Raw genomic sequence first — 20,220 nt, forward strand, 5'->3', positions numbered from 1 at the left:
GCTTCAGGGTAAGATAGGGGGAATCCGGTTCAGTAAGTTTAAAATTGCCATCGGCAGCGGCCCGCCGTTAAGCTGATAGCCACGATAATGATGCCTGTATGCGCAGGCCCAAATGAAAGGTGTCTTCATGGAAAATGCAAAACAATCATTTCAGGACGTACTGGAGTTCGTGCGTATGTTCCGTCGTAAAAACAAGCTTCAACGTGAAATTACCGACAATGAAAAGAAAATCCGTGATAACCAGAAGCGTGTGCTGCTGCTGGACAACCTCGGCGAATACATCAAGCCAGGCATGAGCGTAGAAGCTATCCAGGAAATCATCGCCAGCATGCGCAGCGATTATGAAGATCGCGTTGATGACTACATCATCAAAAATGCTGACCTGTCGAAAGAGCGTCGTGACCTGTCCAAGAAACTGAAATCTCTGGGCGAGCCGAAAGCGTAACAACGCACGGTCAGAGCAGAGCAGTACGATAAAGCCGGGCTTCAGCAGCCCGGCTTTTTTTATGGCACGTCATTGTCCAGCTGCTGCGCCAGTCGTCGCAGCTCAGTCGCAATCGGATGCGCGAGGCGTTTTGCCGCGCGCGGTGCGGCCGTGCTGGCGCGCACCACCAGATCGGTGGCAAAGGGCGGCAGCGGCGCCTGTCTGCCGGGTTGTTCAAGCTGCCCGGTCAGCCACTGAACGCTTCTTTCACCCAGATGGCGCATATCCTGGCGCACAGTGGTCAGGGGCGGCTGATACCAGGCACTGTCGGCCGTATCATCGTATCCCACCACGGATACCTCCGCAGGGACGGCCACGCCCATCTGATGCAGCGCCTGCATCGCCCCTAATGCCATCTGATCATTTGCCACCAGCAGGCCAGTCGGTAACGCCTGCCCTGTCAGCTGTATCACGGCCAGATAGCCCGACTGCGCGCTCCAGTCACCTTCTAACTGCCGGAATGGCGTCAGATGATGCTCCTCCAGCACCTGACGCCAGACTGCGGTGCGTGCGCGTGCCGCCACGGAATCTGCCGGACCGTTGAGCAGTGCAATACGCTGGTGCCCGAGCTGCAACAGATGCTCCGCGCCCTGGCGCGCACCGGTATGGGCGCTGAAGCTACAGCTGGCCACATTGGCATCGTCAGCGACATCCAGAAACAGACAGGGCAGGGAGGCCGCCATTCGTTCTATCTGCTGCGCCGCCAGGGCATCCAGCGGCACATTGATTAACAGCGCATCCACGCGCTGAGAGAGCAAATCGCTGACCGCCTGCTGTGGGCCACCCTCGTCGGCCATGGCAATCACCAGATGATAGCCCAGCTGGCTGGTTCGCTGCTGGATGGCTGACGCGATCTGCGCCGGGGCCAGCAGCGCCAGATCGCTGGTGGCGAGACCGAGCGTACGGGTGTTTTTCCCGGCCAGCTGCTGCGCCACCCGGTTGGGCACATAATTCAGCGCCTGCATGGCCGCTTCCACCCGTTTGCGGGTCTGTTCTGCAACCTGGTCTGAATGGTTCAGTACCCGGGAAACGGTCTGATAAGACACACCGGCGGCGCTGGCGACATCTTCCAGCGTCACAGAGCGGGATCTCATGGTTAACTCCTGTTTTTAATCGCGCAGTTTAGCAATAAAAGTGATCCGCATTCGGTGCTGTGTAGCGGCACCGATTCTGTCCATCCGGTTGAACTCTGGTTTAATTTTGATTTAACCCCGGGAATATACTGTTCGCTAATCTCACAGGATCTTACCGCAGTCTATAAGGATATAATATGGCAGAACAATCGTTATCCCGGGAGCAGGTCATCTGTACGCTGCCCCTGACCCGCTGGGATGAGTTACTCCCAGATACCCACGCACTGGAGTCGCTGGAGCAGGGTAAAGTCCTGTTTCTACCCCGCCTGACGTTTTCCCTGCTGCCGGAGGAACAGGCGTTACTTACCCCCGCACTGACCGATCCTAAGCGTAAAAACATCAGCTTTAATGCCGAAAAAGGGCAGCTGCGCGGTCTTGCCCGTCCGGAAAATGCGCCTCAGGTCAGCCAGCTGCTGGCACGTTATTATCAGCACTGCCTGCAACTGGTGGATGCGCTTCTGCCCGAATACCGGCATGCGCTGCACTCGCCGGTCAATACGCTGCGCCTGCACCCGGTCACGGCATGGCGGGAAAAGAGCTCATGGCGCAAAGATGACAGCCGCCTGCATGTTGATGCGTTTCCTTCCCGGCCCATTCAGGGGGAGCGCATCCTGCGCATTTTTACCAATATCAATCCCGCAGGTGAGAGCCGCGAGTGGCGCGTCGGTGAGCCGTTCCCGGTGCTGGCGCAGCGCTTTATGCCGCATATGAAAGGCTATTCTCCCCTGAACAGCTGGCTGCAACACCGTCTGGGCATGACCAAATCCTACCGTACGCGCTATGACCATATGATGCTGCGGCTGCATGATGCGATGAAAGCTGACCAGGGCTATCAGGAGCAGGGGCCTCAGGTCGCTCTGACCTTACCTGCCGGCAGCAGTTGGGTCTGTTTTGCTGACCAGACGCCCCATGCCGCCATGCGCGGTCAGTTTATGCTGGAGCAGACGTTTTTACTGCCGCTTACCGGTATGAAACATCCTGAACAGGCCCCCGTCGCGGTGCTGGAAAAACTGTTGCACCGACGGCTGCTGTAAAGGGACCGGGCGGCCCCGGGTCGCCACCTTTTTTTGCCGTATTTTGAAACATAAAAAGACTTTGCATATTGACCGGTCTTTTACCATCATCTGGTTAGCGTAGGCTCATTTCTCCTGTGAAAAACTGGATCAATCTTGCAAAACCTCAGCGTTTCTCTGCAGCAGGCGATAAAGCGTACTGCATGGTATCCGAAAAGACGTTCTTCGCGGGTACTGTTCTGGCGTGAAATAACCCCTCTGGCCGTGCCTATCTTTTTTGAGAATCTTTGCGTCCTGCTGATGGGGGTACTCAGTACCTTCCTGGTAAGCTGGCTGGGCAAAGAAGCGATGGCCGGGGTCGGTCTGGCCGACAGCTTCAACATGGTGGTTATCTCCTTTTTTGCCGCTATCGACCTCGGTACCACGGTAGTCGTGGCGTTCAGCCTCGGTAAACTTAACCGGGAAAGAGCGGTCGCCGCAGCCCGACAGTCGCTGATTATTATGACGGTGTTTGCCGTCCTGCTGGCGCTGACGATTGAGTTTGCAGGCCCACAGATCATCGATCTGATTGCCGGTGAAGCCGAGCCGCAGGTGAAAGCGCTGGCGCTCTCCTATTTGCAAACCACGGCCTGGAGCTACCCGGCTGCCGCCATTGCGCTGATCGGCTGCGGGGCTCTGCGCGGGGCGGGAAATACTAAAATTCCGATGCTGATCAACGGCGGGATGAATATCCTCAACATCATCATCAGTAGCATTCTTATCTACGGTTGTTTCTCATGGCACGGGCTGGGATTTGTCGGCGCGGGGTTAGGGCTGACCATCTCGCGCTATATCGGTGCGGCGGCAGTGATTTACGTGCTGGTGATTGGTTTTGTCCCGGCGCTGAAAATCTCGCTGAAAAGCTATTTCACCCGTCTGAATATGAGCATCCTGCGGGAAGTCCTCGGGATTGGTATTCCGGCCAGTATCGAATCCGTGCTGTTTAACGGCGGCAAGCTGTTAACCCAGATTTTTGTCGCCGGGATGGGCACGGATGTCATTGCCGGTAACTTCATTGCTTTCTCCATCGTGTCGCTGATTAACCTGCCGGGCAATGCGCTCGGTTCGGCCTCCACGATTATTGTCGGCACGCGCCTCGGACGCGGGCAGCTAGGCCAGCCGGAGCGCCAGCTGCGCTATATCTTCTGGATGTCGACCTTCTTTCTCTGCGCGCTGGCGCTGCTGACCGTGCCGTTTGCCGGACTGCTGGCGCAGTTCTACACCCGCGATGAAGAGGTCATCCATGTGGTGAAACTGCTGGTGTGGCTTAATGCCGCCTTTATGCCGCTGTGGGCGGCATCGTGGGTGCTTCCCGCCGGGTTGAAGGGCGCGCGGGATGCGCGCTATACCATGTGGGTATCCCTGCTGAGTATGTGGGGCGGACGGATTGTGGCTGGCTATCTGCTGGGCGTCGTGCTGGGCTTTGGCGTGGTGGGCATCTGGATGGGGATGTTCCTCGACTGGATGATCCGGGGCGCGTGTTTCTACCGCCGGATGAACAGCGGACGCTGGCTGTGGAAATACCGGCCACTCCCTGAAAAGCAATAGCGCACAGATTGCACCCTTTTCCCCCCGGAAACCGGCAGCCCGGGGTTGCTATCAAGATATATCATAGATATATTTTACCCTTAAATGAGAATGATTCCTGATTTCAACAAACACTAAGGGTAAACATGTCCACTGATTCTGTGAAAGCAAGCCGTGCGCCGCAGCGCGTGCGAAATGAGCTGCGTTTCCGCCAGCTGACTGTCACCGGTAAAACCCGGGTGGCCGAAAGCTTCTGGCGCATCGACTTTGGCGGTGAGGATCTGTCGGGCTTCACCTCGCCCGGTTTTGATGACCACATCAAAGTGTTCTTCCCGGACGCCAGCGGCACGCTGAACCTGCCCGAGGTCACGGAGGAAGGCGTGGTGTGGAAGGAGGGACAGCGTCCAATTTCCCGTGACTATACGCCGCTGTTTTTTGACGGGGTGGCGAACACCCTGACGCTGGATTTCTTTATTCATGACGGCGGCGTGGCCAGCGACTGGGCGGCACAGGCACAGCCTGGCGACAGGCTGGCCATTGGCGGGCCGCGCGGTTCGCTGGTGGTGCCGGATGATTATGCGTTCCAGCTGTATGTCTGTGATGAAAGCGGGCTGCCCGCCTTTAAACGCCGCCAGGAAACCGTCAGCGGTCAGCAGCATAAGCTGTTCGCGTGGGTGGATGAAGCCGTCGGTCAGGCTTACCTGGAAAAGCTGAACGGCGTTGATGTCACCTGGATGGGCAGCGGCAATATGCAGCCAGAAAATCTGGCTGCACTGATTGATACCTTCAATACGCTGCCGCTGCCGGCCGGGGATTACTTTATCTGGCTGACGGGTGAGGGTGAGTTTGTCAAAAAACTCAGTGACTACTTTATTGAACAGCGCGGCTGCGATGCGACCTATGTGCGTGCCGTCGCCTACTGGCACGACAAGTAAGATGCGGTCGGGATCCTCCGCCTGCCAGGCAGACAGCACAGCCCGCGTGGGCCGCAGGAAGCGTCGGGAAAAAATAGTGGATGCCAGCGATATCCGGCTGCTGCTGCTGCATTTTCTTCGTCAGCGGCCCGCGCACGGCTACGAGCTGATCAAAGCCATTGAGGAGCTGTCGAAGGGGGAATATACCCCCAGCCCGGGGATTATTTATCCTAACCTGACGCTGCTGGAGGAGATGGAGTGCATTGCCGTCGTCGATCCGCTGGCGGCACGTAAAGCCTACCGTCTGGAAGCGGCGGGACAGGCGCAGCTGGCGCAGCATCAGCCTGCCGTCACGGCGATCGTCCAGCGCCTTTCCACGCTGGCCGTACTGGTCAATAACCGCAGCCTGCCGGATGTGGAGCGCGCTATCCACAATATGAAGACGGCGCTCAACGTGCGCCTGTCGCAGGACGGGCTGTCACAGCAGACGCTGTTTGCCATTATTGATGCGCTGGATGAGGCCGCAAAGAAGATTGAACGTAGCTGAAGCAGATCGGGGCGGTCGGGGATGAACGCCCCGGTCTTCAGTGAACTACTCTTCTAAACGATAGCGTTGCAGCCAGTGCGCATAGGTCACAGGCAGAACCCCGGAAGGCTGCTCAACGTTAAGTTTTTTTGCCATGTAGTACGGATAGTGGGGGTTGGCGAGATGGGCGCGGCCAATCATCACCAGGTCCATCTGCTGTTCCGCAATGACCCGCTCGGCCACCTCTGGCACCTCAATGCCCCACGACGACGCCACGGGCAGATCCGCTTCACGACGCACGCGCGCTGCCACCGGAGCCAGGAAAGCAGACCCCCACGGGATCTCAGTTTCCGCAATCGAGAAACCGACGCTGACGTTAAGCATATCCAGGCCACCCTGCTTCATCAGCCGGGTCAGTTCAATGGATTCTGCCAGCGTCTGCTCGTCACGTCCGTCATATTCAATCACGCCAAAACGTGCCGTCAGCGGCAGGTTTTCCGGCCATACTTCACGGACGGCAGCCAGGGTTTCCAGCAGGAAGCGGCTACGTCCGGCGAAGTCACCGCCGTACTCGTCGGTGCGCTGGTTAGCGTGAACGGAGAAGAAGCTCTGAGCCAGATAACCGTGGGCGAAGTGCAGCTCCAGCCACTCAAACCCGGCATCACGCGCGCGGCGCGCAGCAGCGACAAAATCCCTTTTCACCCGGGCAATATCCTCCAGGGTCATCGCCTTTGGCACCTGCGGCAGATGATGGCCGAACGCCACGGCGGAAGGGGCGAGAGTCTGCCAGCTGCGCGGATCTCCGGCGGCGATATGATCGTCGCCTTCCCACGGACGATTGGCACTGGCTTTACGCCCGGCGTGCCCAATCTGGATACCCGGTACGGCACCTGCGGCTTTAATCGATGCGGCAATCCGGGCCATGCCCTCTGCCTGCTGGTCATTCCACAGTCCGGTACATCCCGGGGTGATACGCCCTTCCGGTGATACTGCGGTCGCTTCCACGATCACCAGAGCGGCACCGCCGCGTGCCATGGCCGGATAGTGAACCTGGTGCCAGTCAGTGGTCAGGCCCTCTTCGGCGCTGTACTGGCACATAGGGGGGACGGCAATGCGGTTACGTAACGTGACATCTTTCAGGGTAAACGGCGTAAACAGTGCGGACATAATCAACCTGTAATATTAATGGGTTAGAGAGACAGTCAATAACATTACGCCACGAAGCACGCGGGCTGATAAGCGTCGCGTGCTAATCACGCCGACAGCGTAGCGAACAGCAGCGCCCGCAGCCAGCGGTGTCCCGCATCGCGGTGGCTGCGCTCATGCCAGGCTAGGGTTTTACTGAATCCGCTAAGGGTGACGGGCGGGACCATCTGCACCAGATCGGGAGCGCTGGCTGCCAGACGCTGCGGCACAACGGCGATCAGGTCACTGCTGCGCAGGATCTCCGGCAATACCAGAAAGCTGCTGACCGCCAGCGTCACCCGGCGCTGCCGGCCGACAGCCGCCAGCGCCTCATCGGTGACGCCACGAAACTGCGTTCCGCTGTGTGAGACCAGCGCATGATCGAGCGCGCAAAAACGATCTAAGGGCAGGGTGCCTGCTGCCGCATCCGGGTGCCCGGAGCGCAGCAGGCAGACGTACTGCTCGTCAAACAGGTGGCGGGCATGCAGCTCCGGCGGCGTGGTGTCCGGAGTGACCAGTGCCAGGTCGGTTTCACCCCGGGCCATCTGCTCTGCCAGCCGCCCGTCGATCACCGGCTGCACGCTGACGCGCACGCCGGGTGCCTGCTGGCGCAGCGCGGCAATAAAGGGGACGACAACGGCACTGAGCGCATAGTCGGTAGCGGCAATGTGCAGTGACATCTGTGCGCTGGCAGGCTGGAAAACCGTCGGCTGCAGCAGCAGGCTGACTTCGCCGAGGATCTGTTTCACCGGCGTAGCCAGTTCCAGCGCACGCAGGGTAGGGGTGATGCCGTGACGGGTACGGGTAAACAGCGGGTCATCAAAACACTCGCGCAGCCGGGTCAGCATCCCGCTGACCGCCGGCTGCGTCAGGGCCAGCCGCTGCGCGGCGCGGGTCACGCTACGTTCATCCAGCAGCGCGTCCAGAGTTTTCAGCAGGTTAAGATCCAGCGTGCGGATATCGGTCATGATGGCAGGCTCACAGATTAAGATATTTGTTTTGATGATATCTTAAATACAAGATGGCGATTGGTTTTATGTCTCAGGCGGGCGCAGCATAGCCTCAACTTCACAACGAAAAGGCATCTTCCTGATGAACAGCATTATCTGGCCACAAGGCTATATTCCCGGTTTTAGCGATAACTTTGCCTCCAATGAAATGATCATCACCGGGGTCAGCGTTGAGGCGCTGTGGGACAAGCTGACCGATACGGCGGCATGGCCGGGTTACTACAGCAATGCCAGTGATATACGTTTCTACGATGGCACTGGCCCACGTCTGACGGATGGCGCACGCTTTCGCTTCACCACCTTTGGTTTCCAGGTTGAGGCCGAAGTAAACGAATTTGAGCCGCCGCTGGCGGGGCGGGCAGGACGCATCGCCTGGCATGGCTGGTGCGGAGACGACAGCGAAAGCCGCCTGGATGTGCATCATGCCTGGCTGATTGAAGCACTGCCGGGCGCCCGCGTCCGCTTGCTGACGCAGGAAACACAGAACGGTAAACCTGCCCGCGATCTGGCGTCTGTACGCCCCAATCCGATGACCAATGGTCATCAGGCGTGGCTGGACGGCATGATTGCAGCAGCCCGCGCGGTCTGAAACGGACCGGACGCGGCTGCGGAAAACCGCAGTCTGATCCTTGCCGGGGGGCCGCCACGCGGTTTATTCACCAAAACATGAGAGCCAGATCCCAATCTGTTATGGGAGTCATTGCCAGTTAACGCCGGAAATGATGATAATCGCGGCGCAACGGTTTGACAGGTTGCGCCCTTTTTTATTGCGGCATGTCACTGGTAAAGCAGGCAAGACCAAAATGAAAATGCACGTCCTCTTTGATGAGGCGCATTTTTATTTTGGTCTTTTTTTTTGGTTTTTTTTGAGGGAATACCGTGGATTACAAACAACTCGGCCATGAGATCCTGGCGCTCACCGGCGGTAAAAATAATATCAGCAGGCTGACGCACTGCGCCACGCGCCTGCGCCTGGAGTTCAGTGACCCCCGTCTCGTACAGAAGGAGAAGATCGAAAAACTCCCCGGCGTGATCGGTGTGGTGGAGAGTGGCGGTCAGTTCCAGATTGTCATCGGCAACCAGGTGCAGCAAACCTATCGAACGCTGCTGGATGCCCTCGGCACGGCAGCCCCGGCGGGCAAACCGGCAGCGGCAAAGGGCGGTATTTTTAGCCAGATCATCAGCGTGATATCCACCACCTTCACGCCCGTTATTCCGGCCATCACCGGGGCCGGGATGATAAAGGCGCTGCTGGCCATTCTCAAACTCAGCGGTGCGATCGAAGCCAGCAGCACTACCTATCAGCTGCTGGACACCATTGCCGATGCGGCCTTTTTCTTCCTGCCGGTGCTGCTGGCCTACGGGGCGGCGATCAAGTTCGCCTGTAACCCCATCCTCGCCATGACCATTGCCGGCGCGCTGCTGCACCCGAATCTGGCCCAGATGCTGGCAAAAGGCGGGGAGATCACCTTTATCGGCATTGACGTTCGCCTGGCTGATTATGCCGGCTCGGTTCTGCCGATCATCTTTACCGTGTGGATCATGTCGTGGGTGGAGCGCTTCGCAGAGCGTGTATCCCCCCCGATGATCACCTTCTTTACCAAGCCGATGATTGTGCTGCTGGTTACGGCACCGCTGGCGCTGGTGGCGATCGGGCCCTTCGGTATTCTTCTCAATGACCTTGTTGCCAGCGGCGCAGCGGCGATCAACGTCAAGGCCAGCTGGCTGATCCCGATGCTGATGGGCGGCCTGCAACCCTTCCTGGTGATCACCGGCACGGCCTGGGCGATGACCCCGATTGCCACCATGCAGTTAACCCGTCAGGGATTTGAAACCATTAACGGCCCGGGCATGCTGGCGTCCAATATCGCTCAGGGCGCTGCCACCCTCTGCGTTGCACTGAAAACGAAAAATAAAGATCTGAAGCAGCTGGCCTCTTCCGCCGGTTTTACCGCGCTGCTGGGCATTACCGAGCCCTCCCTGTACGGTGTGACGCTGAAGCTTAAACGCCCGCTGATTGCCGCGATGATTGGTGGCGGCTGCGCCGGGATTTACGCGGGACTGAGTGGCGTGGTGCGCTATGCCTTTGTCTCGCCGGGACTGGCCGCGCTGCCGGCGTTTATTGGCGAAAACCCGATGAATATCGTTCATGCGCTGGTGACCTGCCTGATAGCGATTGTGGTCACCTTTGCCCTGACCTGGGTGCTGGGTTTTGACGATCCGGTTAACCCTGATGAAGTGGTACACCCGGATGCGGCAGCCACACCGGCTGTTCCGGTGGCCGTGGCTCAGGTAAGCGAAACGCTACTCAGTCCGTTAAGCGGGCGCGTGTTGCCGCTGTCGGCGGTGCCGGATGACGTCTTTTCGAAGGGGCTGCTGGGGCAGGGTATCGCGATCCTCCCGGATCTCGGTGAGCTGCGCTCGCCGGTTAACGGCGTGGTGGTCACCTTCCTGCCGTCGAAACATGCCGTCGGGATCCTGTCAGACAGCGGTGCAGAAGTGCTGATCCATATCGGCATCGACACCGTTAACCTCAATGGCACCCATTTCACCTCCTCACTGCAGGTGGGCGATCGGGTACGCAGCGGCGAGGTACTGGTCACCTTTGACGCTGAGGCCGTGATCGCCGCCGGATATGCGCTGATCACCCCGGTGTTGATCGTCAACAGCGATGACTACTCGTCCGTGCAGGTGCTGGCCGGAGAGACGGCAGCGATGGGGACACCTTTATTAGCCCTGACAACCACAAAACAGGCGGATACCTTATGATTTATCAGCAGTCAGCGCCTTTCCCTGACGGGTTTTTATGGGGGGCATCGACCTCTGCGTATCAGGTCGAGGGCGCGTGGAATGAGGACGGAAAAAGCCCGTCGATCATTGATATGTGCCAGCACCCGCAGGAAACGGCCGACTTTACCGTCGCCAGCGATCATTATCATCACTGCCTGGAGGATGTGCAGCTGTTTGCGGAGCTGGGCCTGAAGGCCTACCGTTTCTCCATTGCCTGGACGCGGATCCTTCCCGACGGCGTTGGCGAGGTCAATCCCGCCGGTCTGGCCTTCTACGATCGTCTGATTGATGAGCTGAACCGCCACGGTATTGAGCCGGTAGCGACCCTCTATCACTTCGACCTGCCCTGGTGCCTGGAGCAGCAGGGCGGCTGGGAAGATCGCGCGACCATCGATGCCTTTGTGGCCTATGCGCGCACGCTGTTCAGCCACTTTGGTGGTAAGGTCAGACACTGGCTGACCATCAACGAACAGAACACGATGATCCTGCATCCTGGCGCTATCGGTCTGCCGCCGGGGGGCGAGCTGCCCTCAGCGGCCTCGCTGTGGCAGCAGAACCATCATATGATGCTGGCCCAGGCACGGGTGATGGCGCTGTGCCATCAGATGCTGCCCGGCAGCAAAATTGGTCCGGCTATCAATACTACCTCAATGTATCAGGCAACCTGCCGCCCTGAGGATGCGATTGCCGCTCACAACTGGGAAACCCTGCGCTGCTGGAGCTTTCTCGATGTGGCGGCACACGGGCGCTATAACTCGCTGGCCTGGCGTTATCTGCAGGATCGCGGCATCGCGCCACAGATGGCCGCAGGCGATGCCGAGATCCTGCTGGCCGGGAAACCGGATTTTCTGGCGATCAATTACTACTCGACGGCGACCATTGCCGCCAGCCGGGGCGATGCATCGGACGTCAGTGCCCGGGCGGGTGATCAGCAAATCATGCTCGGTGAGCCCGGTGTCTATCGCGCAGCCGATAATCCATGGGTGGAGAAAACGCCTTATGGCTGGGTTGTTGACCCGGTGGGGCTGCGCCTGACGCTGCGGAAAACCTGGGAGCGCTATCATTTGCCGATTCTGATCACAGAAAACGGCATGGGCGCGCCGGATGTGCTGGAGGAGGGGGATATCATTGCCGATGATTACCGCATTGATTTCCTGCGTCGGCATATTGAGCAGATGCAGCTGGCAATAGACGATGGCGTGTCGCTGATGGGTTACTGCCCGTGGTCTGCCATTGACGTGGTCAGTACCCATCAGGGGTATGGCAAACGTTACGGGTTTATTTATGTCGATCGTGACGAGCAGGATCTGAAAGCATTACGGCGCATCCGCAAGGCCAGTTTCAGCTGGTATCAGCGGGTGATCGCCAGCAATGGTACGGTCCGTTAAGCACGGGCGCACAGCAAGCCGCACAGGGGCCGGGTGGCAGTACGATGAACAATATGACCGTAGAAAAGGTGCTTAACAACAGCCTGGTGTTATCCCGCAGCGCGCAGCATGGCGAAGTGATTGTCATGGGCAAGGGCATCGGCTTTAACAGCAAGGTGGGGGATACGCTGGACGCAGCGCAGATTGAAAAAATCTTCGTGGTGCAGGGTAGCCAGACCCGCCGCGATTATCTGCGGGTGATAGAAAACGCCCCGGAATCGCTGTTGCCGCTGGTGCAGAACCTCATTGACCGCGCCAGCGTGGCGCTGAACGCCACGCTGAGTGAGCAGCTGTTTTTTACGCTGGTGGATCACATCAGCTTTGCTATCGAACGTTTTGCCAGAGGAATCGCCATCCAGAACCGGCTGCTTTTCGAGGTGAAGCGCTTCTACCCGCGTGAATTCGCGGTGGCGCAGGCGGCGGTGCAGGAGATTAACCGGCAGCTGAAGATCGCGCTGCCGGAAGAAGAAGCCGGCAATATCGCCTTTCACCTGGTTAACGGACAGACCGATGTGCAAAACATGGAAACCACGCTGCAGTCGGTGAAGATGCTGAAGGATATTTTTACCCTGATAAAGTATCACTTTCGTACGGAAATTGATCAGGACTCACTGAACTATCAGCGTTTTGTCACCCATCTGCAGTTTTTTATTCAGCGGTTGATGGAGGGGCGGCAAATGGTCGCCACAGACGACTTTATTTTTACCCAGGTCAAAAGTCAGTATCCCGACCACTTCCGCGCCAGTCAGCTGATTGCCGGGTACGTCCATAACCAGCTGCAGGTGACGCTGACCCATGATGAACTGCTCTATCTGATGATCCATCTGGTGCGGATCGTCGGGCCGGATGACGATGAGCCGGACGCCGGATAAGGCCGGATGGCCTATTTTCTTTTATGGGCGACGGCCATCATGGTGCGGTTGAGCTGTTGCTCGGCGTGGGCATAGTCACTCTGGGCGACGACAACGAACAGGGCATCCAGAATGTTAAGCTGCGCCACGCGTGCGGCGGCATTTTCGCCGGTGAGGGGCGATCCCTGCGCGGTGGAGCAGAGCACGGTATCGGCCAGATTGGCGAGGGGAGAGCCGGAGTAGTTAGTGATGGCAATCACCGGCACGTGGTTCGCCTGGGCCGCCCTGACCGCCTCAAGGATATCTTTGGTCTGACCCGAGTGCGAGATCGCCAGCACCACATCATTTTTTCCCAGCAGTGAGGCCGACATCAGCATCATATGGGGATCGTCCCAGGCGGTGGCGCGCGCGCCAATGCGCAAAAACTTATGTACCGCATCGCGGGCAATCTGCGCTGACCCGCCAAAGCCGTAAAAATCCCGCTGCTGCGCTTTAGCCAGCAGCTCTGCGGCGCGTTCAAACGCTTTCATATCGAGGATCGCCAGCGTCTCCTCCAGCGCCTGGGCGGAGGTGCGGAACACTTTGGTGACAATTTCGGCCGCCGTATCTGTTGGCGAGAGTTCCTGATGCATCTCATTGATGGGCAGCCGGTTATATTCTGCTGCCTTACTGCGCAGCTCGCGGAAACCGCTAAAGCCCAGCTTTTTCGCCGTCTTGACCACCATCGCTTCCGACATCTCACACCGGGCGGCCACCTCTTTCAGGGCCACGCGTTCGTCGAAGTCGTTCGCCAGTACCGCGTTAACCAGCCGGGTCTCCAGGGGGGTCAGCACCGAGACCATCATCCGTAACCGGGGGCCAATCGAACTTGTATCATCGGCAATATTGACCATGAGATGACTTATTCCCTGACTAAGTGATTGTTAATTCATAAAGATATCATGCCATACCGGGAGGGGCTATTGATTTCCCGCACGGCTCCGTTGCCAGCCGTGCGGGAAAAATCAGCGCCTCAGACCGTCCGGGTACGCGTGGCGGTTTTCGCTTTTGACCGCTCTGACATCCACTCTCTCAGCACCAGCCCGCCCGAGGCCAGCAGCAGGATCGCCCCCCACAGGGCCAGGGTGATAAACTGGCTGAGGTCGAGCAGTATCGAGGCCGTAGACATCAGCTGCAGGATCAGCAGCGACAGGATCACGCCGCTCACCCGGCCAAACCCACCCAGCGGATCGACCCCGCCAAGCACGGCGGCAAGGATAGCGACCAGCAGATAGCTCTCCCCGTAGGCGGCATTGGCCGAGTCGAAGCGGGCCATCATGATAATCCCCGCCACTCCGGCCAGCAGAGCCGAAATCAGGTAGACCCACACCAGGCTGCGGCGCGTATTCACGCCGGAGTATTCTGCCGCGCGCTCGTTCGAGCCGATCATGGCGATGGCGCTGCCCAGCGGCGTTTTATTGACAAAAACGCTCAGGGGGAACACCACCGCTGCAAAGATGATCAGCGCCACCGGGATACCGAGCAGTGTTCCGTTGCCGATAAACACGATGGGTGCCGGGAAACCGGAGATCACATTACCGTGGCTGAAGCCAATGGCCAGGCCTTTGGCGGCAGTCATGGTGCCGAGCGTGGCCAGCATCGGCGGTACCCGTAGATAAGCCACCAGCACACCGTTAAGCAGGCCGACCAGCGCGGCCACCAGCAGACCGGCCACCAGCGCACCCACCTGCAACATTCCCCAGCTGACACCGTGGCTGTCCGGCATCAGCGGCATCAGCGCCGTCAGCGTCCAGGCCACGGTCAGGGCACACAGGTTAGCGGTGGCGATAATTGACAGATCGATGCCGCCGGACAGCATCGGGATCATCATTGCCAGCGCAAGGAAACCCAGTTCAGGCAGCTGAAAACCCATCGACTGCAGTCCGGCCACGCCAAACAGTTTGCTGCCTTCCAGCAGACCAAGGCCGGTGATCATCAGCGCCAGCATCACCAGCAGACGCGCATTGGTGGTACCGACGCGCCGCTGGATGCGGTCGGAGAGACGGTTAACGTTATGCTTCATGGCACCACTCCTGCTTCAGCCTGCTTATGACGTTGACGGGTTTCTCTGGCCATCATGATCATGGCAGCAATAATTACCAGCCCGGTGCTGAACAGAGACCAGTACGACGAGACCCCGAGAAGGATCAGCCCGTTTTGTAAGATGGCGATAAGCGCCAGGCCGAGCACAGTGCCGAGCACAGTGCCGGAACCGCCGGTCAGGCTGGCCCCGCCGATCACCACCGCCGCCACCACATCCAGCTCGCGCCCGACCAGGGCCGTGGGGGAGACCGACTGCACCAGCTGCGCCTGTACCAGCGAAGCGATCCCGGCCAGCGCACCCATGTAGCCGTATACCAGCATATTCAGGCGATAGACGTTGAAGCCCACGCGCTGGGCCGCATCGGGGTTGCCGCCCATGGCGTAAATCTGGCGGCCGACATTGCTGCGGTTAAGTAGCAGCCAGGTCAGCAGAAACACCAGGAACAGCGCCATAATCTGGAAGTTAATGGTATAGGGGATGCCCTGGGCGTCGGTATAAAAGACAAATTCAAAGCCGGCGGTAAACCAGTCCGGCAGGGCGAAGATATCCGCGCCACCGGTCACGGTGAGCAGAATGCCAAAGAAGACGTTCAGCGTGGCAATGGTGATAATCAGCGCTGAGGTTCTCAGTGCGTTCACCAGCAGGCCATTAATCAAGCCCAGCACCACGCCGAGGCCGACCGCAATAGCAAACACCCCGACCCAGCCGATGCCAAAATGGTTAGCCACCGTCAGCGCAACAAACTGAGTAATCGAGGCCACGGCGGCAAAGGAGAGATCGATGCCGCCAGTGATGATCACTACCAGCAGACCGGCGGCGAGAATACCGGTGAAGGCCGTGGCACCCAGCACATCCACCAGGTTTTGCAGAGAGGCAAACTCCGGCGTAGAGAAAGCCAGCAACAGCACCATCAGAGTGATGACAATCAGCAGCCGGCACTCATGCGTCGGGATAAAACGCTGGAAAAAATCACGCATTGACCGCCTCCTTCAGCTCGTCTTCAGAGCAGCGCCCTGGGATGTATTCGCCGTTTAAGCGACCGGCACGCATGACCAGCACGCGGTCACTGTGGTAGTAAATTTCCGGAATTTCGTCGGAGATCATGATGATGGCCATACCGCTGGCGGCCAGGCTCCTGATGATGGCGTAAATGCCGTCTTTGGCATGAATGTCGACCCCCACGGTCGGACTGTCGAGGATCAGCAGGCAGGGATTGGTGGCCAGCCATTTGGCCAGCACCACGCGCTGCTGGTTTCCCCCGGACAGCGTTTTCACTTTATTGTCGGGGTTACCGGCTTTAATGGTCAGCGACTCGATGCCGTGACGCACAGTGCTCTCATACCAGTCATCGCGGATCAGGCCGCCTTTACCGACCAGTTGCTCCATCACGGACAGGGTGATATTGGCGCTGATCGACTGTTCCAGCACCAGACCCAGCGCCAGACGATCTTCGGATAAATAGGCGACCCCGCGCCGGATGGCATCGCGGTTTGACCGCAGTCGGGTGACCTCGCCGTTCAGCACAATCTCGCCCTGTTCAGGGCGGGTGAGGCCAAACAGCGACAGCGCCAGCTCCGTGCGTCCTGACCCAAGCAGCCCGGTCAGGCCTAAGATCTCCCCACGCCGCACATCGAAGTGAATATCCTGATATTCGCCGGAGCGCGACAGCCCGCGCACCTCCAGCACCGTTGCCGTTTCAGGACGATCTTTGGCCGCGCACTGATAGCTGAACTCTTTGCCGGTCATCAGGGTCGCCAGCTTGCGGTCCGACATGTCACGGGCATCGTAAGTGCCGAGCATCTTTCCGTCACGCATTACGGTGACCCGGTCGGCAATTTCCAGCACCTCATCCAGACGATGGCTGACAAAAACAATGGTGATCCCGCTGGCCTTCAGCTGCAGGGTCAGTTTCAGCAGCGCGTCCACCTCATAGCGGGTTAAGGAGGAGGTGGGTTCATCCATGATCACCAGGCGCGCGTCGGCGGCCATGGCACGGCAGATCGCGACCAGCTGACGCTGGGCGATCGAGATATCCGCCACCTTATCGTTCAGCGGCAGCGATACGCCGATGCGCTGCATGGCATCGCTGGCCAGCTGCTGTACTTTTTTCCAGTTCACCCGGCGCAGCCCACCCACGTGCAGGCCGATGGCAATATTTTCCGCCACGGTCAGATTGGGAAACAGCGACAGATCCTGATAAATCACCTGCACGCCGAGGCGGGTGCTTTCGACCGGCGTCAGATGGGCGATCGGCTCCCCGGCGATAGTAATTTTGCCACCAGGTTCAGGCTGGTGGACGCCGGACATGATTTTGATCAGCGTGGATTTACCGCAGCCGTTCTGGCCGCACAGGCAGTGAACCTCGCCGGTTCTGAGCTGGAGCTCCACGTCAGACAGCGCATGGACGCCACCAAATATTTTCGAAATTCCATTTAGCTGTAAGAAAACGGACATCACGCGGCCCCTTGCAATAAGTGAGGGTACAGGGAGGCCGTCCCGGCGGGTCGCCGGGACGGTATCAGGCAAATGGAGTGGTTCAGAGGCCCAGTTTGATGAGCCCGGCGATGTTAGATTTGTTGATGGTCAGGATACGATCGACCATGACCACGTTGTTTTCGCTGTCGACGGCCGCTTTCCCCAGGCCGGGGATGGTCATACCGTTTTCAAATTTGGCATTATCCAGTGCCAGACGGGCAACGGAGGTCATGGCCAGACCGGCTTCTTTCGGGTTCCACAGGAAGCCTTCACGGATTACGCCAGACATAATGTAAGCCCGGGCTTGCGAAGGGATGGTGGTGCCGACCAGCGCAATCTTTTTCTCCAGATGGCGTTTTTTCAGCACGTTACCCGCGCCGATAGGCCCGTTAGATCCCATCGACATGATGCCGGTCACTTTCGGATAGGCTTTCAGGATATCCTGGGTGACGCGCTCGGATTCATCAATAAAGTCCGCTCCGGGGAAGCGGTCGGCCGCCAGTCGCATGTCAGGGTAGTGTGCTTTCTGATAGGCAATCGCCGCATCTGCCCACTGATTGTGTCCGGTGGTGGTCAGCGTGCCGACCAGTATCACGTAGTCACCCTTTTCACCCATCTCACGGGCCAGCGCCTTCATCTGCGCTTCCCCGTAGGCCTGCGCGCTCATCAACTCCACGTCCCAGGTTTTGCCCGGCTGATTGGGGCCTTCCTGGGTGATCACCATGATCCCGGCGTCACGCGCACGTTTCACCACCTGCGCCGTGACTTTGGTGTCCAGCGGCACCAGGCCAATCACGTCCACTTTCTTGGCAATCAAATCTTCAATCAGCTTAACCTGCTGCGCGGGGTCGGCGCGGGTTGGCCCGACCATAGAGGTTTTCAGGTTAAACTGCTTACCGCCTTCTTCCAGCCCCTGATTGAGGATGTTAAACCACGGCACGCCGACGGCTTTCACCACGGTGACCATGGTTTTGGTTTCCGCGGCAGCGGCGATAGTTGACCAGCCGAGACCGGCGCTCATCGAGATAAGCACGGATAAACTCATTGCTTTAACAAAAATGCGGCGATTCATGGTGTTACCTCTTCATTATCATAGTTATCTTCGCGCATCGTTCTCTGGCAATACGCCGCAGAGGAGTAGGGTGACAGGCTGGCCTGTCGCCCCGGATCCCGTCGGGACAGTGAACGTGGCTAAACGGTAAAAAAGGGAGAAGGTAAGAAGAGGAAGTCCCGTCTTCAGCACCCCTGGAAAACTGTCTCGTCTTCTCTCAGTGCCTGGAACAAACCGCATTAAATGTCCCGCTGGCAAAATTGACTTTACTCAAAAAAGTTTCAAAGTAAATTTTATTGCGTAACCAAAGTGTCCTTATTTGATTCAGCTCACAACTCGGATTTCCCAGAGTGATAAAAGCGCGCTAGCGCGACGCCTGCACCATTGCTGCTTCCAGAACGGCCTCCTGCGCGTTGAGATAGCCGAGCGTCAGGGTGAAGCTGGCCGACTCTCCCCCCCTGAGCGTGCGGACGTTGCCGCGCTGTTTTTCAGCCTGGTAACCTTCCACTCCACAGGTGGCGGGCATGGCAAAAGCGCACACTTTCTGCCGGTTATTGGCGAGGATCCAGCGCACCAGATGGGAAAACTCTTCCGGGTGGTAACACATTGAAAAGGCGTCACCCTCTGGCCGGCGCAGCATCACATGCACCCGGCCGTCCGGCGCGGTCTTCAGGTTTTTCAGATAGAAAACCAGCTCGGGATCCACGCCGAGGCGGGCGCTGATGGTGCGGGTGACGGAGGGATCTTCCTGCAGCGTTTGCAGGTGGGCCAGGTAGCTGTCGCTGGCCCTGACGAGGGCGGGAACCGAGGTGCGGACCACCATGTCGGCGCTGCTGAAGCCGGTGGGCTGCAGGATTTCCCCCCCTTCAACAAAGGCAAAGTTGGCGTGGCACATGTACATCAGGTCCATGTCATCCGCCGAGAGGTTTTCCACCGCCATGCGCAGCTCAAAGGTGGCCGCCGCCGGGCGCAGCACCACGCGCGGGCGGGCCATATAGTGATCGCCAAAGCCCATCAGGTACTCCCGTTCGCCGGCCAGCGCCATCCACGGCCCGTGCTCATCCTCTCCGGTTTCAATGCTGGCGCTATCCATGGCCGCCAGCGGCATCTCACCGTGCAGTGCGTGACTATCCTGCGGGCCGGGATTGCCATTGCGCAGCAGGCCGGAGTGATACATAAAGCAGCCGTAGGTGCCGACAATGTCCGCTGCGGGCCGGGGTTCTTTGAAGGCACTCTGCATGGTCAGGTCAACGCCATCAAACGTCGCCTGCCAGATCATCTGACCGTACCAGGGCAGGATCACCAGGTGCCCGCGGCGGTTACTCAGACGGACGGCCTCAATGCCGGACGTCGTGCGGTAGATTTCAGCGCGGCAGTCGCCTGACCGCACAATCTCACGCGGTGTGCTGCTGAAAAAGGACTTTTTAAGGGTGATTATGGTGTGTGACATCGCTTTCCCCGCGTGGTTTGAATACGTTAAAATTTACTGATGAGATTGAAACAGTAAATCTTTCCTCCCGGGCGCACAACGGCCAACGCTCCGCTCACGCCTTCCCCGATGTTCAAAATGCGACCTGCAACACAGTTACGCAGATTTTTGCCGTGGCCGGATTTCTGCCGCGCAGATTTCGTGAGGCAGCGCCCAAATTGCTGATGAAAACAGCGGCCGTGGTTGCGGGGAATTTTTGTTGGTGATAGTAATGCACTTGTTC

18 protein-coding genes and 1 pseudogene are annotated in these 20,220 nt (G+C 58.6%); 10 read left to right on the forward strand and 9 right to left on the reverse strand.

The window, feature by feature from the left end; translation table 11 throughout:
- Positions 1–127: 127 nt before the first annotated feature.
- Complete coding sequence (locus K6L24_RS07700) at positions 128–445, forward strand: DUF496 family protein (protein ID WP_062742786.1); 318 nt, start codon at positions 128–130, stop codon at positions 443–445.
- A gap of 59 nt (positions 446–504) precedes the next feature.
- On the opposite strand, the gene K6L24_RS07705 is transcribed toward K6L24_RS07700, so the two are convergent.
- Positions 505–1,578: a LacI family DNA-binding transcriptional regulator gene (locus K6L24_RS07705; RefSeq protein ID WP_222682130.1), complete on the reverse strand. Its 1,074-nt coding sequence runs from the start codon at positions 1,576–1,578 to the stop codon at positions 505–507.
- 176 nt (positions 1,579–1,754) lie between these two features.
- On the opposite strand from K6L24_RS07705, the gene kdoO reads away from it, so the two are divergent.
- The 4 genes from kdoO (at position 1,755) to K6L24_RS07725 (ending at position 5,657) form a co-directional block, all read left to right on the forward strand.
- Positions 1,755–2,651, forward strand: coding sequence for a Kdo hydroxylase KdoO (gene kdoO / locus K6L24_RS07710; RefSeq protein WP_118663772.1), 897 nt, complete (start codon positions 1,755–1,757; stop codon positions 2,649–2,651).
- A 135-nt stretch (positions 2,652–2,786) separates the two neighbouring features.
- A complete protein-coding gene (locus K6L24_RS07715; protein WP_118663773.1) occupies positions 2,787–4,217 on the forward strand; it encodes an EmmdR/YeeO family multidrug/toxin efflux MATE transporter in 1,431 nt (476 codons plus the stop codon).
- A gap of 125 nt (positions 4,218–4,342) precedes the next feature.
- Complete coding sequence (locus K6L24_RS07720; protein ID WP_187510098.1) at positions 4,343–5,131, forward strand: siderophore-interacting protein; 789 nt, start codon at positions 4,343–4,345, stop codon at positions 5,129–5,131.
- A gap of 1 nt (position 5,132) precedes the next feature.
- On the forward strand, positions 5,133–5,657 hold the full coding sequence (locus tag K6L24_RS07725) for a PadR family transcriptional regulator (protein ID WP_062742781.1): 525 nt from the start codon (positions 5,133–5,135) through the stop codon (positions 5,655–5,657).
- A 129-nt stretch (positions 5,658–5,786) separates the two neighbouring features.
- On the opposite strand, the pseudogene K6L24_RS07730 reads toward K6L24_RS07725, so the two are convergent.
- Together K6L24_RS07730 and K6L24_RS07735 are read right to left on the reverse strand one after the other, a co-directional pair.
- A pseudogene (locus K6L24_RS07730) lies at positions 5,787–6,803 on the reverse strand (NADH:flavin oxidoreductase/NADH oxidase); the annotation flags it as partial.
- An 86-nt stretch (positions 6,804–6,889) separates the two neighbouring features.
- Positions 6,890–7,792, reverse strand: coding sequence for a LysR family transcriptional regulator (locus K6L24_RS07735; RefSeq protein ID WP_222682305.1), 903 nt, complete (start codon positions 7,790–7,792; stop codon positions 6,890–6,892).
- 121 nt (positions 7,793–7,913) lie between these two features.
- On the opposite strand from K6L24_RS07735, the gene K6L24_RS07740 reads away from it, so the two are divergent.
- The 4 genes from K6L24_RS07740 to licT all read left to right on the forward strand — a co-directional run bounded on the left by K6L24_RS07740 (position 7,914) and on the right by licT (position 12,920).
- Positions 7,914–8,420, forward strand: coding sequence for an SRPBCC family protein (locus tag K6L24_RS07740; RefSeq protein ID WP_062742778.1), 507 nt, complete (start codon positions 7,914–7,916; stop codon positions 8,418–8,420).
- A 290-nt stretch (positions 8,421–8,710) separates the two neighbouring features.
- Entirely contained in the window at positions 8,711–10,600 is a 1,890-nt protein-coding gene (locus K6L24_RS07745) for a beta-glucoside-specific PTS transporter subunit IIABC (protein WP_191927475.1), read from the forward strand.
- On the forward strand, positions 10,597–12,009 hold the full coding sequence (locus K6L24_RS07750; protein ID WP_187510101.1) for a glycoside hydrolase family 1 protein: 1,413 nt from the start codon (positions 10,597–10,599) through the stop codon (positions 12,007–12,009). Before K6L24_RS07745 ends, K6L24_RS07750 begins: the two co-directional genes overlap by 4 nt.
- A 53-nt stretch (positions 12,010–12,062) precedes the next feature.
- Positions 12,063–12,920, forward strand: a complete 858-nt coding sequence (licT, locus tag K6L24_RS07755; protein WP_062743092.1) for a BglG family transcription antiterminator LicT — start codon at positions 12,063–12,065, stop codon at positions 12,918–12,920.
- A gap of 11 nt (positions 12,921–12,931) precedes the next feature.
- Here licT and K6L24_RS07760 read toward each other — a convergent pair whose 3' ends face one another.
- The 6 genes from K6L24_RS07760 to K6L24_RS07785 all read right to left on the reverse strand — a co-directional run bounded on the left by K6L24_RS07760 (position 12,932) and on the right by K6L24_RS07785 (position 19,958).
- A complete protein-coding gene (locus K6L24_RS07760) occupies positions 12,932–13,792 on the reverse strand; it encodes a MurR/RpiR family transcriptional regulator (RefSeq protein ID WP_062742775.1) in 861 nt (286 codons plus the stop codon).
- 119 nt (positions 13,793–13,911) lie between these two features.
- On the reverse strand, positions 13,912–14,961 hold the full coding sequence (locus K6L24_RS07765) for an ABC transporter permease (RefSeq protein WP_062742774.1): 1,050 nt from the start codon (positions 14,959–14,961) through the stop codon (positions 13,912–13,914).
- Complete coding sequence (locus K6L24_RS07770) at positions 14,958–15,959, reverse strand: ABC transporter permease (protein ID WP_062742773.1); 1,002 nt, start codon at positions 15,957–15,959, stop codon at positions 14,958–14,960. Before K6L24_RS07770 ends, K6L24_RS07765 begins: the two co-directional genes overlap by 4 nt.
- Entirely contained in the window at positions 15,952–17,436 is a 1,485-nt protein-coding gene (locus K6L24_RS07775; RefSeq protein ID WP_062742772.1) for a sugar ABC transporter ATP-binding protein, read from the reverse strand. The genes K6L24_RS07770 and K6L24_RS07775 overlap by 8 nt, the downstream gene beginning before the upstream one ends.
- An 82-nt stretch (positions 17,437–17,518) precedes the next feature.
- Positions 17,519–18,529 (reverse strand): substrate-binding domain-containing protein, encoded by a 1,011-nt coding sequence (locus K6L24_RS07780; RefSeq protein WP_222682131.1) that lies wholly within the window; start codon positions 18,527–18,529, stop codon positions 17,519–17,521.
- 343 nt (positions 18,530–18,872) lie between these two features.
- On the reverse strand, positions 18,873–19,958 hold the full coding sequence (locus K6L24_RS07785) for an aldose 1-epimerase family protein (RefSeq protein WP_118663778.1): 1,086 nt from the start codon (positions 19,956–19,958) through the stop codon (positions 18,873–18,875).
- Here K6L24_RS07785 and K6L24_RS07790 point away from each other — a divergent pair.
- Positions 19,952–20,203, forward strand: a complete 252-nt coding sequence (locus K6L24_RS07790) for a hypothetical protein (protein ID WP_137269417.1) — start codon at positions 19,952–19,954, stop codon at positions 20,201–20,203. The two genes, K6L24_RS07785 and K6L24_RS07790, sit on opposite strands and share 7 nt — an antisense overlap.
- Positions 20,204–20,220: the final 17 nt, after the last annotated feature.

Origin of the sequence: Erwinia persicina, assembly GCF_019844095.1 — a bacterium.
Classification (GTDB): Bacteria; Pseudomonadota; Gammaproteobacteria; order Enterobacterales; family Enterobacteriaceae; genus Erwinia; species Erwinia persicina.